This is a genomic window from Tellurirhabdus bombi, from assembly GCF_021484805.1.
Classification (GTDB): domain Bacteria; phylum Bacteroidota; class Bacteroidia; order Cytophagales; family Spirosomataceae; genus Tellurirhabdus; species Tellurirhabdus bombi.
This window is the reverse complement of the sequence record NZ_CP090557.1, coordinates 4,625,085-4,639,017: the sequence shown is the minus strand read 5'-3', so window position 1 is coordinate 4,639,017 and position 13,933 is coordinate 4,625,085. Positions and strand designations below refer to the sequence as shown.

Annotated in this window: 9 protein-coding genes; 8 read left to right on the top strand and 1 reads right to left on the bottom strand. The window is 48.5% G+C overall.

The window, feature by feature from the left end; all coding sequences use genetic code 11:
- Nucleotides 1-9: 9 nt before the first annotated feature.
- Complete coding sequence (locus tag L0Y31_RS19720) at nt 10-1,239, bottom strand: restriction endonuclease (protein WP_234734801.1); 1,230 nt, start codon at nt 1,237-1,239, stop codon at nt 10-12.
- 222 nt (nt 1,240-1,461) lie between these two features.
- Here L0Y31_RS19720 and L0Y31_RS19715 point away from each other — a divergent pair, with 222 nt between their 5' ends.
- The 8 genes from L0Y31_RS19715 (at nt 1,462) to L0Y31_RS19680 (ending at nt 13,931) form a co-directional block, all read left to right on the top strand.
- The gene (locus L0Y31_RS19715; protein ID WP_234734800.1) at nt 1,462-3,351 is read left to right on the top strand and encodes a hypothetical protein; all 1,890 of its coding nucleotides are present in this window, start codon (nt 1,462-1,464) and stop codon (nt 3,349-3,351) included.
- Nucleotides 3,348-6,098 (top strand): discoidin domain-containing protein, encoded by a 2,751-nt coding sequence (locus L0Y31_RS19710; protein ID WP_234734799.1) that lies wholly within the window; start codon nt 3,348-3,350, stop codon nt 6,096-6,098. The genes L0Y31_RS19715 and L0Y31_RS19710 overlap by 4 nt, the downstream gene beginning before the upstream one ends.
- A gap of 103 nt (nt 6,099-6,201) precedes the next feature.
- Complete coding sequence (locus L0Y31_RS19705) at nt 6,202-9,243, top strand: SGNH/GDSL hydrolase family protein (RefSeq protein WP_234734798.1); 3,042 nt, start codon at nt 6,202-6,204, stop codon at nt 9,241-9,243.
- A gap of 11 nt (nt 9,244-9,254) precedes the next feature.
- Nucleotides 9,255-9,452 (top strand): hypothetical protein, encoded by a 198-nt coding sequence (locus L0Y31_RS19700; RefSeq protein ID WP_234734797.1) that lies wholly within the window; start codon nt 9,255-9,257, stop codon nt 9,450-9,452.
- Between the two features lie 2 nt (nt 9,453-9,454).
- Nucleotides 9,455-10,384 carry a hypothetical protein gene (locus L0Y31_RS19695; RefSeq protein ID WP_234734796.1) on the top strand — a complete coding sequence of 310 codons (930 nt, stop codon included), beginning with the start codon at nt 9,455-9,457 and terminating at the stop codon, nt 10,382-10,384.
- Nucleotides 10,385-10,417: 33 nt separating this feature from the next.
- The gene (locus tag L0Y31_RS19690; protein ID WP_234734795.1) at nt 10,418-11,365 is read left to right on the top strand and encodes an Ig domain-containing protein; all 948 of its coding nucleotides are present in this window, start codon (nt 10,418-10,420) and stop codon (nt 11,363-11,365) included.
- A gap of 55 nt (nt 11,366-11,420) precedes the next feature.
- Nucleotides 11,421-13,409, top strand: a complete 1,989-nt coding sequence (locus L0Y31_RS19685) for a hypothetical protein (protein ID WP_234734794.1) — start codon at nt 11,421-11,423, stop codon at nt 13,407-13,409.
- A 57-nt stretch (nt 13,410-13,466) separates the two neighbouring features.
- Nucleotides 13,467-13,931: a hypothetical protein gene (locus L0Y31_RS19680; RefSeq protein ID WP_234734793.1), complete on the top strand. Its 465-nt coding sequence runs from the start codon at nt 13,467-13,469 to the stop codon at nt 13,929-13,931.
- Nucleotides 13,932-13,933: the final 2 nt, after the last annotated feature.

Here is a 13,933-nt window from a genome sequence, read left to right as displayed (position 1 = left end):
GGGGCGGCTTTAGGAGCCAGTGCTTAATCCGTTCTCGCGTTCTGCGCGAATCTTTTCAGCTTGTTCTTTTACATTATGGAACCAGCTTATTCGGTTCTCTGGGAGCGCTTCAACGTGAAAATTATCCCAACTGTTATCTAGCTCAACATAAGACCGTGTACCGTCTTTAAAAGGTCCATTTAAAGACTCATAAGGTAAGATATATAAATGCGGGCCTTCAAAATACTGGTCACCTCTTTCATCAATGTCAATGATGTTTTCATAGGGTATTATACCAAATTCTAGATATGTAGCTTTGCTTTTGTCCGGTAGTTCTGACCAAACCTCCATGTAATTCAAATGATCTTTATGCAAAGATGGAGAAAAAAGGTCTGTGTCCTGAGTTGTCCAATAATTCTCGGAAGGGAGTGCTAGAGCCATATCTAAACTGTCAATGTACATATAGTCCCAAGACTTTTGATCGTCTGCAAGGTACGCAGGTATATCTTTGAGTTTAAATAAAACACCTTGTGCATATACAGCTTCGAATTTGAGCAACCACCAACGACCACGTAAGCGTTGTCCAGGAAGTTTATTGCCATCAGCATGAGGATATCGCTCGTCACTAGCATCTCTTACTAACACAAATCTGTCTTTGTAGTTCTCCTCTAAAACTCTAACAACCTTACGCTTGGCGGCTAATTTTGCTCTAACGGATGTGGTGATGCCTCTTTTCCTTGTCTGGAGTGAGATACCAAAATAGGCAAATAGCAAGTGGTCATTTTTGGGTTGAAAGAGCTGATCTTCAATTTCACCCTTGCCCCATAAGTAAGCTTCTGCATATCCTTTTTCTCTTGCTGCGTCCCTAAAGGCTTCTCTTGCTGCAAAAGAAAAATCGCAGGCTGCTACGAAAACAACACCGTAAAGGCCGTGCTGCTGAGTATCTGGAAGATCAGCCATATAAGAAGCTAATTTACTTGGACCAATACTTTTCTCACGTTTGCATTGAACGACCCAAACCCTATCAGGTGCAGTCGGAACTTGTTCGGACGTATTTGATTCATCATCATAATTGGCCTCCTGATCAAAGTTCAGAATGGAAGCTTCTCGCGCCCTTGCATCAAAACCATGATCTGAACCAGATCGTCCAACAGCTTCTATCTCTGCCCAGTTTCGGAAATCATAAAGAAGTTGACGTACTAGATCCTCGAAGCGATGTGGCTCTAGATCTTCTAGGTGCAATGGGCCAATGGTTTTCATCTTTATATTCTTTGTGACTGCATCCAAAGTTAAATTAATATTTGAGTAGAGCTAAAGATTCTACGTCAAAGGATAATCATAGAAGCAAGCGGTATTGATAATATAAATGGTGTTAATAATAAGTTTTCCATAGAAAACTTATTATTAACACCATTTATATTTGTGGGCTATCATTTCTAGTCGATTCATCAGATTAGAGTCTACCAATCAACAAGAAGCGCTATGAAATACCTGCTAGACGAACTGGAAATTGAAAGCCCACTCCAATCGGATGGGCTTAAGTTCCGAAAAGAGCGAAACCGCCGCTATTGGGGGTTTCTCTATCGCAGTATTGGCTACGTCGAAGGCTTAGGAAGTGTTACATTTTCGGAGGCAAAAGCCGTTCGGTTGCTCCGGGACCGCTACAAGAAAAGCAGTGTTCAGGCTCAAACTCGCTTTCGGATTATGGACGGAATCGAAACGGCTTATGATGGGGCAATTGATTATAGCCAGTATTCCGACGATGGGGAGCGCATTTCTGTTGCGCTTCGTGACCCGAAAGGGATTGCAGAATTTGAAGCCAATCTGACAACGCGTTACAGCATCGATGCTGATACCAGTGTCTACCTGCACGCCCGGCGTTTATCTGGGGCCGCAACCTATACGCTCAATCCTGACATTTCAACCGTACGTGGCTCAGCTCCTTTCGGTGCACCGTTAACGCTAACGCACAGCGTCCCAATGCGGAAGAAAGACGAACGGGAACAGCCAGTGCCGGGAACGTTACTGAGCGTTGACCGCCCTGAGAAAAATACGGAGTTGTACCAGAATACGACGGATCATCCGCAAAGCCTGATTATTACGGGAATGATCAAGTTGGATGCTTCGGCCAGTACCAGCCTGACACCGATGCTGCGCGTTCGCGTCGGAGGCCTGGAACCTATACCCGTGGGTACATTCTCCGTGACAAATTCGCCTGAATTAATTGCGGCGGTAGTGAGCATCACGGCCGTTGTGCCGCCGAACGAAAAGCTTTGGTTGGAATGGTACAGTACCAATCAGATCAGCAGCTACACGTTTGCCTACCATTCCGACACGGCAATAACCGTCCGGGAGTCGATCAATGTCCCGGATTCTTTCGCTGGTTGCCTGACCGCTGGTTCATTACTTGCTCACCTGGTTAACCGAGCGTCGGGCGGCTCACTGACATTGAAATCGGATTTCTTCGCGACCGGCCCGGGGAGTAGCCTGCTTGTGACCAACGGGGCAAACCTGCGGGGAGTTGTCAAGCCTGTCGTTACCAATTATCAGGACTTGTTCGAATCGCTAGACCGGATTTTCAACCTCAAAACGGACGTCGTTGGTGATCGGGTTGTCGTCGAGAAAAAGCAGTTTCAAGGCGTTTCGCGCATCAAAGAGCTGAATAGTTTTCGGGAGGTACCAAACCTTGAAATGCTGTTTTCTGAGGTGCTGGTCGGCTACGAAACGTGGCAGGGTGAATCATTGGCCTCCGGGAACGAAGTAAACTCCTTGCGACAATACCGGACTGGCATTACAACCGTGCGCAAATCGCTGGATCTGCGTTCGAAGCTGATTGCGTCTGGTACATTGATTGAGGAACAGCGCCGGAAACAATATCAGGCTGATACGGCATCAAGCACCAAAGCCGACACTTACGACGAATCGCTTTTCCTGATTTGTGCGCACAAAAAGCCTACTGGCTGGCATAATGAGCGTTTAGAGGCTGTTGACTTCATCACAGGAATTTTAGAGCCAGAAAACGCCTTAAATCTGCGTATTACGCCCCGGCGCAATCTTTCGCGGTGGGCCTCCTTGCTGATCGGATGCGGCCAACTGGTTATGGAATCGGCAACGGGCAATGCCAGCGCTCAAATCAGCTATGATTCTGACTTGCTTAGTGAATCGGCTGCTATGCTTCCAAGTACTGCTTTAATCGGCTCTAACCTGACAACGCTGGAAGCACCTCTGTCCATGGTACGCTATCGACAGCTAGGAGATCACATTGAATTTTTTAGCCCTGTTACCGGAGCCTGGAAAACCGGCCTGCTCATGGATGCCTCATGGCGACGAAGCCAAGAAGGTGATACTGTAACTCTTGTCCTGTACACATGAATAAATTCATTCATTTCCTGCGTTTTTTCTCCCTCGTAAACTGCGAGAAGAATTACAATCAGCCTGCGCTGAATCATTACGAATTGCCTGCGGTGCCAGGTGATCTCCTGCGTTTTCTGGTACCGCGCTCAGACCTCGGAGGCGTGGACTACGACCGGCTTCAGATTCGATTACTTCCCTGCAATGCAGAAGAAGTTTTGCCCCAAGCGATCGGAACACTTCGGCCCCAGCTAGGCGAGACAAGCAGTCTGATTCGGTTGCGCGTGAATTCGGCCCCACAAGGCGAACACCGGCAATTTGCTTTGGAATGTGATGTGCCAACACCCCAGGAAGTTAAACGCATCCTGTCGATTGGTAAGCCTGTACTTTCCAGTAGTGAAGCGGGTGAGTTTTGGGCGGCGGCCAATCTAACAGATGGTCTTTTAACTTCTCAGATCGGGAAATTTGGCTGGTCTTCGGACACCTTTTTAACTAACCCCAATCATACGGAATACGTGGTTGTCGATTTGGGGAAAGTAGCTGAGATTGACCAGGTAATTCTGGTGCCAGTGACCACGCAGGGTTATCCAATCGACTTTACGATTGATGTGTCGGATGATTATGCGACCTGGCAAACTGTCGTAACGAGAACTAACGCGGTTGAAGTGTCAACGCCCCAGGAATTTAGTATCAATACTCGTGGCCGCTACGTGCGTGTGCAGGCGACCAAGTTACGGTACATTTCGGCCGGTGATCCGTATTACCGCTTTCAACTGGTGGAGGTGCAGGTAATTGGTGTATTTGCCGATACTCCCAAGATTACTACGCGCACGCTTGGCGGTACCTTCAAAGGACAGCAGACAAGCCTTCCTGACTACGTCCGCGCAATCCGGAATTTCTTTATCAATAATCCCTACACGCCGGTTTCGGTTGTCGATGACGGGAACGAACTGGAAATTCGATTCCATCATTCGGAGCGCTTCAAGCTCGGTTACGCGCCGGTGCGCGTTGGCCTGGGTTCGGTTATTGAATACAACACCAACCAACCAGCACTAAACGCCCGAAAGCTGGAGACAATTACCGTGGCCAGCATGGATACTTTTCAGGTTATTGTTGGGGATGACATTGAAAGCGGCAATGTTTACAAACTTGGCTCAATATCCTACACCGCCGTTGGCAATGAACTTCCCATTGCAATTTTAAAAGCACTTGGCGTATCAGATGGTAAACTGACTGTTGTGAGTGGAACGCCGGTGCCGTATGCGGTTACCAGAGGAAGTTATGTGCTGGACAATACGAACCGGCCCCGCTTGGAGTTAGCTTACACGGGAAACAACGGAGGCGGTTTTGATACGTACCAGGGCAAAGTAGCGGCTGATGTGCAGCCGGGGAATCTCTACCAGATTTCGGCACCCGGCATGACGACCATTACCAAAGTTGCTTCAGATAACGATACAAAGGCAACGATTGACGCTTTCTTTAACCTGGTTGCCGTACCACAGGGTCAGACTCCCACAATAACCATTTTGCCCGGCGTGCGCACCTATCAGAACACGAACAATCCAGTTCTTACTCTGACTGGAAAGACAACCGTAGCCAGTCACAAACGAGATCGATACAGCATCATTATCGGTTCGTCCATTCGCCGCAACAATGAGTTTCGTTTGCAGGATGCTCGTGTTGTCGCTCAGGAAACCGATACAGTAAAGGATATTGCCCGAAAACTCGGCTATGCAACGCACCCGTTCACGTTCGACGTTCCGGAAAATCAGCCGGTGACGGCCTACGCCATACCAGGGCTGCTATACGATGAAACCAACATTGCGGATATCGATGTGATTGAAGGCGCAACCTGGGCCGGCCAACACGCGCAGGTAATTGCTGAGGTATTGATTCCTGATGATCTGGAGCCAGGCCAATATTCGCTTGTGCTTTGGGACTCAAAAGCAAAGAAGGTTGTCGCCCAGTCGAACCGGCTGGATGTGATGGACGAAGACGACGAAGAAACTGCCTTAATTCGGTACCGGGATGATTCTTCGGTTTTTGGCTACGATTACCACGAGCCGGGCTTTTTCCAGCAACTTCGTCTGCCAGTCTACATTGGTGAAGGCCGGATTCGTCAGGAGGAAAACTTGTGGTCAACCTTAAATCACGAAATGGTACGCGACCGAACAAGCGGTGCTCTGACTCGGAATCTGACAACCCGTGCCATGCCGGAAAGTTTTCACCTGGCACTCTGGGCCGCCCTCAAACACCGAAACCTGCTCATTGATCATTATTCGGTGCGTTGTGAAGGCGACTATCAGCAAAGTGCGCCAATTGGTATACAACGATTGATGAACGGAAATGCTATACTGGTCGAAACGGATTTCTGGTCGAACAAAGTTGCAGCAACCAACGGCGGCTACGTATACATTGAGTCGGTTTGCGCTGAATTGACTTGCTGGTTAGAAAACGATGGTACACTGTCCCGGATCAAAACAAATCAGGTGGTAGTGGCGAATGCCTACCGGCTCATGGTTGAAAGCGTTACTGAGCAGTTGGAGGTAATTGTGTACGTAAATGAAGTGGATCGTGGTCGACTGCTTACCAACCCACATTCATTAAACCGATTGGATAAAACCTTAATGCTTGATGCTGGTAGCAAAGTACGTATTGAAGTTAAACTAGTGACGGTAGATAGTAGTGTATCAAAATGGCATAATCATCCGGTTGATCTTGGGGAAGGAGCATTCGGGCCAGAATTTAATCCTGATCAATTCAATTAGGCAACTGGGTAACAAATAGAATGAAAATTTTTAATAAATTTCGACTGTTAATAGTAATATTAACTATTGAAGCTAATATTGCTCTGTCATCCAAATTAACTCCATGACTCCGCTCGAAGAATACTACAAAGTCGTTGATGACTTACTTCCCGACAATGTAACGCGTTCAATTACGCCCTCCGATTTACGCACAATTCTAAAGCAAGCTGGTGATCGGATATATACCAAAGCAGCAGAAACTCATTCAGGGTGGACGCCCAGACACGCAATTGTTGAAGATGGGGATCGGCTTGTCTTAAAGGTAACAGACTGGTATGGTGGGGAAGTAAATAAACCAGCAGCTCCGGTCTATGTTGGAGCATCGGGGTTTGTGGTTAAAGTAGAAGATGCAATCGACATTCGCGGAGGGCAGGGTTTGCCTGGTGATAAAGGGGCGCCGGGTTTTAAAGGCTGGACGCCTTGGTATACTACAGAATTCGATGGTGAGCGAAGAGTTTTAAAGTTATCTGGTTATATCGGCGGTGAAGGTACAGCTCCGACTGCTGATGTGGGCAAATATCTCGGCTTATCGGAGTATGTCGTTAACAAAGCGAATGCCATAGATTTTCGTGGGCCAACGGGCGGCATGACCCCTGAACTTCAGCAATTGGCGCAAAACACCCAAGCGGCGGCCGTAACGGCAACCCAGTCTAAAGACCTTGCCGTATCTGCGGCGCTGAACCTAACGCTTTCGGTCGAGCAAATGACGGCTTCCAAGACCCAGACACTCGCCAATTTCAGCGCTTTTCAATTCGCGGGTACTGAGACGGTCGAAGTGCGCCTTATTGGCACCAGCATTCTCAATAATTCGAATTCGGCACCGAAACACTTTTTTGCTTCTGCTACCAAGATACTTGGCGATTCGGGAAACCAAACCAGACATCTAGGATCTACAGGTGGCTCGCTCGCTTCGTTAGGCTGGGATTATCAGGTTTTTGGCGGCCACGTTTTCTCGCGTCTTGTGAGCAAAGCTGGCTCCCAAACCCTAAAATTCCAACACAACATGAAGCGGTATGTGCTTCGCTATTCAAAAGAAATAGGGGGCGGCACCTTCGAAGTGTGGGCGGACGGTGTGCTGAAACAGACAGTAAGTTGCGCGGGCGCACAGGCATACGGACAAGAGGTTACGCTTACGTGGCCTAGCGCGGGAATGCACACGGTTGAGATCAAGAACATGGTGGGAACGGTCTATATTGAGAGCCACGACGTTTGTCTGGATCGGCCTGGTTTGTATATCGTTGATGGTAGTTACGGAGGTAGTGCGATTAACAACTACCTAACCCTGAAGGGGAAAGAGTATAACCAAATCGATGGGATTGCCATTCAGGGCTGGAATGGCATCGACGCAGCCTTTGGTTTTAATGCCACTATTAAGCCAAAGGTAATTTTCCTCCACCATCTGGTGAACGATGCGGGCCGACCAGCTAGCCTTTTTGATGATTACTACAAGCCGGGCATCGAATACATTGTTCGAAGATGCAACGAGCTTGGTATACAATTAATCGCGGTCGTGGAAATGGGCGGGCATATGTCCATGCCCGCCAGTGGTAGCTACCAAAACTTCCTGAAGCACCGGCAACTCCTATTGGATCAGCGCGGAAAACCGAACGTGACGGTGCTGGACTGGCACGCAAAAAGCGGCCTGATGACTACGGACCTGGTTGAACTGGATCGGCTGGCGAAACGCTACTACAGCGTTACCAACCTAAACGTTGCGGCGGGAACCTATGCGGGTGATTTCATCCACCCCAATAACGTGGGTTACGCGCCTGAATTGGATATGCTCCACGCGGCTACGGGGCTGAATTTTGACGGAAAACAAGGCGAAGCATTCGACGTGGCGTTGCTGAACAACCGACCGCGAACCGCGCTTTCAACCAGCGCCAAGCTATACGCCGAATCGTATGTAGGGCTAATTGGCACACAGCGAACGCTTAAAAACGCCTACGGTGCCTTGAACACGTACCGAAACGTGGGCATTTCGACACACGTCGCTTCGGGGGATAACGAGGCGGTTTGGGCCTGTGCTGAAGAGATCAATTACCTGCCTGAAGTGAACAACCTGATCGCGACCGGCTTAACTGATGGAAACGGAACGTATGGAACGTTCACCTTCAACAACTTCGGATTCAGTATCAGTAACGCGGCCAGCAATCCAGTTATTTTCACGATTACACTCATTATCGGCAAGGGGACGGCTTCGGTTCGACTGAACAACAACTCGAACACGGTGGTGCTGAATCAATACAGTAAGGGGGTATTGTTTACACCAGCCCACGCACTGACGACTGGTTTTTCCATCAAGAATGAGTCAGACACAACGATGGTCTGCCACTATACAGTCGAAGCCATCGGGGGCGCTTTTCCGTTAATCACGCTATCCGCCAGCAAGATTTATGGGTTCTACCTAACGCCCACCGATCACGCTTGTATTCCTGGGCGTCAGCTGGATAAATTGCGCGACCTGATCCCCAGCGCCTATGTGGCGGGGGAAATTCCCGTCGAGAAAATCAACCTCTTACAGCGTTACGTGGAGAATATTAATGGTAAGTTGATCAAATCGATCGCGATCGGAAAAGAAATCTACAAGCCATTCCAGGCGGGCTACTACGGGCTGTATCGGCTGCAAAACACAACGGAGATAGATATACGCGAATTCACCATCGTGGGCAACGTTGTGAACAACAACTACTCCGAAAAGTACGGTTCGAACCTAACGACAGTTGATTCCAACCAGGCTTATGCGCAGGCATCAGGCAATTTCGATAGTACCTACGCGGGCAAGACCTATACGCTGGTGGGTGCGATTCCAGGTGAGGCGACCGGCATATCCGTACAGTTATTTGGCAATGCTACCTATCTGGGATTGCGCGCGGATGGAAGTTGGGCGAATGACGGTGGCAACCACGGCACCGCACCGGACGTATTGGCCAACACGCGTCACTACCGGGGTAAAACCTTTGCCATTACGTTTCAGATGCCTCCTAGTGAGCTATTTGCGGGGGCAAACAGAGTCTTCCGGATTTACTATAAAACGGGGGGTGGAAATCATGCGTGGTTAGATGGTTGGGCGTTGTGCGAAGGGTCAAAAGCGACAGTTTACTAAACTCATTGACGGTGAAAAAAACCTACAAGCCTAAACTGCTCAGTGTCGATCAAACTGCTGGTACAGTTGTCTTAACCACCAGAGCGCCGGATGGCACCCGGATTCCGATTAGTATCGACAATAAACAATATTTCGGAACTGCCAAAGATGGTCAGGTCTGGATCAAAACCGTTAGGCCAATTATCGACACATTTTCTCTTAATTACTAACCATGTCGGCACTGGCAGAAATCATTAGCGGTGCAACCGCAGGCAGTACGCAGGTGAAAGTTACTCGTACGGTAGCCAACACAACGACAATTCTAGTCTACAGAGGCGGATTGTTACTCGGTCAGGCTGGTGTTGTTGGAGGTGTGGCCACCGTCACACTTTCGACTGCACTGGCAACGGCTGACATTATTCAGGCATCCGTTGCCAGTAAGGGCAATGAGTGCGGAAATCCGGTTTTGGTCGTGGCTAATCCTGTGAAAGTAACCGGTTGGAAAACACCCACTGAGGTTGAAGTCGTAAGGGCTGATGGTATGCAGCTCACAATGCCGGTGGATGTGTTCGTCCAAAACTACGGCTTTCAACCAGCTTCGGTCTATGATCCGATCGGGACAAAGGCAATTCTACAGCCCGAATATGTGCAGCCGGACGTTTGCCCGATTGGGTTCGACCTGGTTACTGAAAAGCAAGCTGGTCAGACAGTCGTAACGGTAACCAATATTCGTCACACGAAAGGCAGCATGCTGGTACGCTGGAATGAAGGTGGCTGGGGTAATACCCTGGCTCAGACGTATACCGACCCTCAAACAATCAAGATTGATGTTCGGGGAGCTGACGACGAAACCTTCCTGCGCCGTACGGTTACGATTGCCATTCTGGAGGCTACGCCGGAGAACTCAGCTATTACCGGGCTTAGCTGGAAGTTTGATTCTGTTTCGAGAGGCTTCAATGGCATAGCCCATTGCACGAATCAGCTTCAATTCCGGCTTGAAGGGTACGATAATGATTGGAAGGATGCCTATTTCTATCCGACCAGTCAGAATGAGGTAGTGTACGTTCCGGTACCGAACGGCAGCTACACGCTTTGGGCGCGTCAGAAGAACGATGCGAATGACCTGAACTGGGCTTCGCTCACATTTAATCTAAGTATGTAATTTCTTATTTTTCACTAATAATCAATTTGTTAAATGGGTGCTTTAGAAGATTTCCTTGAGTGTGCAGAAGAAAAAACGCCTGTGCTTAGCCACTCGACCAGTAAACACGCCAAAAGCAATTACATTGCCTTAGCGATGGTACTCAGTGGAACATTACCTGAATTTGGGGAGAATTTCACCCCTCCTGGTGGTGGCGCTCCTGCCGCTTTGACGGCGGCCAATCTTGTTTCATCGTTAAAGGCGCTGGCGTTTGTCAGCAAGTGCTGGTTCTTCGGTAACGAAACCATCAACGGCAAAAAAGGAAAGCCAGGTGAATTAGCAGAAAGCGCGACTTACGGTAGCCGCACCGTAGCGCGGCCAACTGGCGAAGTAACCGAAATGGTAGAATTTACTTTCGACCGATTCTACGGGAACGTTGAGTTCTTCAACCAGCTTCGTTTCAACAAGAAGAAGTATGATTTGTATATGTTTACAGATCGTACGGTTGTCTGCGTTCGTGCGAAAGAATGTAAGCCGACGTTCCATTCAATTGGTCACGAGGTTACGGGCAACTACGCTGAACAGATTGCCGGTTCGTTCTCAGTGAGCTACCGTGGCAAAAAGGGAGAATTAGTGCCTGTATTCGGTATCAGTGAGGCCGAACTAGATGCCGAAGACCTGCGCTACACATTTGCCGCTCCGGGTGTGCCATCGGGCATTTCGCTGGTTGTTGGCACAACAGACCGGTATACCATGGTTACAGGTACGGGTGGAAACTTTACCCGCGCGGTTGTTGAAGGTGGTGCACCGATCTACCAGCTTTTCAAGGACTGCAATAAACCAGTTCCCGTTGCTGAATTGATCACCATCGACAGCAACACCGGCAAAATCACCGTGGCCAACGGAATGCCAAACGGAAACTACAGCTACACCGTCCGGGCGGTCAACTCGATTGGGGTTTCTGGCGTGTATACGTTCACGTTGCGCGTAGGAGCCGCTTAATTTTTAACGTGTTTGTTAATAGTAATATTAATAATAAGACAGAGCCACATCGGATATGCTTGATTACAGACGCGACATTTTACCATATCTTGAACAGGGGGCGGCTGGTACCGCCCCCGGCTCTGGCTTATTACATGCTTTTTACGGCCAGAGCGTTGCCCATAAAAATGAGATAAAAGAGGTCTTTGGCAAAACCTTTCCTACATACCTGGATGTTACCCGGCCCAATGAGCGCAAGGTTCATAAGGAATACCGCAAAACATTATTTGAGAAGCAGGGAAACCCGTTCCGGGGCATCAAATCGCGCGTTATTGACGTTCTGGATTACATTCGCCAGGCTGACGATTTTGCGGTTAAATTCCCGACCACTGAAATTCGGGAGGAGATTAACCTGCAAACATATTCATCACGTTCTACTTTTTCGGTGGACGGAGATGCGGTTAGGTGGTTCTTTCAGCGTATTGCTCCGGATTACGTCAACGATCCGAATGCGGTTTTCCTAACGTTACCTGAAAGAGCGCCAATTTCAGAATTGGAATATCCAGAGCCTAAGTTCTGGCTAATACCTTGTGAAAACGTCTGGGCGCATCGCAAGGGAAAATTTGCTGCACTGCTTAGTCCGGAAAAAAACTGGATTGCTACCCCAGAAGGTTTAAAGCTGGAGGGAATCACTATTTATTTTGTCGACCACGATAGCTATTCAATAGCCCGCCAGGTAAAACGATTCACCAATGATCAGGGTAATAAGCAGTCTCAGTGGGAAGTTCTCGGCTTGGAACCTGTCTTTAATGATGAGGGTGCTGAAGTAGGGAAAGCCTTTTTCCCCCCATTACACTACTGCGAAACGATGCCGGCCGTACGGATCGGGAAGAAGGTTGCCGAACGAAACGATAAAGGGGAAGAGCTTTACGAAAGCATTTTAGCGGATGCCTTGCCTTATATTCGGAAATCTCACCAGAGAGACAGTGACATTGAAATCGAAACGAATTTCCATATTTCCAGTCAGGAATGGCGTAAGGCACAGCGCAAGTGCCAGAATGCTAAGTGTAAGGATGGGCTGATTATTGAGCGCACCCCAGCAACTGAAGATGAGCCGGGTGGGCACATCAAAAATGTTACAGCGTGTCCAACTTGTAAAGGCACTCATTTTGATATTTCTGGATCAGGAATGGATATTTACTGGGTGGCAGGCGCTGAACAGGAAGGCTTCAACAATCCAAATGGCGGAAAAGTCTCTCCTGGGGCTCCGGGAGGTTTTATACCGCGCAATATCGAACCGTTGACAAAGTTGGTCGAGGAGTTGAAGCGGGATACCGAAGAGGCTTACGCCTGCTTAAACATGCAGTTTATCCGCAATACACCTTATGATCAGTCCGGTTTATCAAAACGCTATGATCGGGAGGAATTGTATCGAGAACTAAATACGCAGGCCGGTCACTTACTGGAGCTTTTAGAAGAAGGTTACCGTTGGCTAGATTCAATTCGCTTCGGCCCTAGCGGTCGGGCGGGGGAGCAGGTGCCAGAAGTATTGGTTCCTGTCCGTTTCAATTTGGAGAATGCCGAATTGACCCGGGAAGAACTCAATGATGCCAAGGTGAAAAAGTATGACAGCGCCTTAGTGGAGTCCTACGAGTTGAAAATGCTGCAATACACCGTTGGGGAGCAAAGCGATGCATACCGGCGCTATGTGCTACGGATGCAACTGGACCCGTTCAAGAATATGAACTATCAGGAAAAGCTACTGCAAACCAATGAAATCTTTGTAAAGACTTCTCCGGGTGAGGCGCGAACATTGGCCATGGAGCGGCTTTATTTTTCCATCAACTTTGACGGTTTAGTAACGGAGGCCTTGATTGATGATCCTGATTTCTGGCTTAAAGAAATCAAAGAACAGCGTGCTATCCTGATGGGAGCCAATAAAAAGCTGGTAGGTGAGATTCGCGAAGAGCAGTTGGCAAAAGAGCAGTTACCCCAATCAAATCAGATCGTAGCTCAACCAGGTGTTGATTTACAAAATGCAAATCAAACAGTTGGTATGGATTAAAAAAATTTACATAACTTTCGACTGTTAATATTAGTATTAATTTAACTTTCGATTGTTATGGATAATCCAAATGAAAATGAGGGCGCATCAACCCCGGAAGATGCTTTAGCAACGGTGGAAGCCAGTGCTGAACCTACACCGACTTATGAGGAACTGCTCCCTCACGAAGAGATTGTAGTGAAGATTGGCCCACGGATGCAGCAGGTTGGCCGCAAATCGGTCGAGGTTGAGCCTGAAAAGGAAATCGTCATGACCAAAGCTGGCTTTGAGTCTTTGGAGCGGGATGATGATGGAGAACTTGTACACGTAGATGCTGTACCCGTTGGAATTCCTGTTTACTCCAGGGTAAAAGATCGTAGAAGCCCTAGCGGTTACCGCACGGAACTAAAGACTGCCTTATTTGAGGAAGTAGAAGTTGCTACCACAAAGGAAGCCGCTAAGTCAACGTCCGAAGACAAAGATTCCGCTCCAAAACCCAACACGCGTAGCCGGTCAGCAAAACCAGCTACGGAGAACAAGTAACC

What these genes read in the sequence shown, in the direction of transcription:
- L0Y31_RS19680 (WP_234734793.1), top strand. Translation starts at nt 13,467, where the DNA reads ATGGATAATCCAAATGAAAATGAGGGCGCATCAACCCCGGAAGATGCT.
- L0Y31_RS19690 (WP_234734795.1), top strand. Translation starts at nt 10,418, where the DNA reads ATGGGTGCTTTAGAAGATTTCCTTGAGTGTGCAGAAGAAAAAACGCCT.
- L0Y31_RS19715 (WP_234734800.1), top strand. Translation starts at nt 1,462, where the DNA reads ATGAAATACCTGCTAGACGAACTGGAAATTGAAAGCCCACTCCAATCG.
- L0Y31_RS19705 (WP_234734798.1), top strand. Translation starts at nt 6,202, where the DNA reads ATGACTCCGCTCGAAGAATACTACAAAGTCGTTGATGACTTACTTCCC.
- L0Y31_RS19685 (WP_234734794.1), top strand. Translation starts at nt 11,421, where the DNA reads ATGCTTGATTACAGACGCGACATTTTACCATATCTTGAACAGGGGGCG.
- L0Y31_RS19695 (WP_234734796.1), top strand. Translation starts at nt 9,455, where the DNA reads ATGTCGGCACTGGCAGAAATCATTAGCGGTGCAACCGCAGGCAGTACG.
- L0Y31_RS19710 (WP_234734799.1), top strand. Translation starts at nt 3,348, where the DNA reads ATGAATAAATTCATTCATTTCCTGCGTTTTTTCTCCCTCGTAAACTGC.
- L0Y31_RS19720 (WP_234734801.1), bottom strand. Translation starts at nt 1,239, where the DNA reads ATGAAAACCATTGGCCCATTGCACCTAGAAGATCTAGAGCCACATCGC.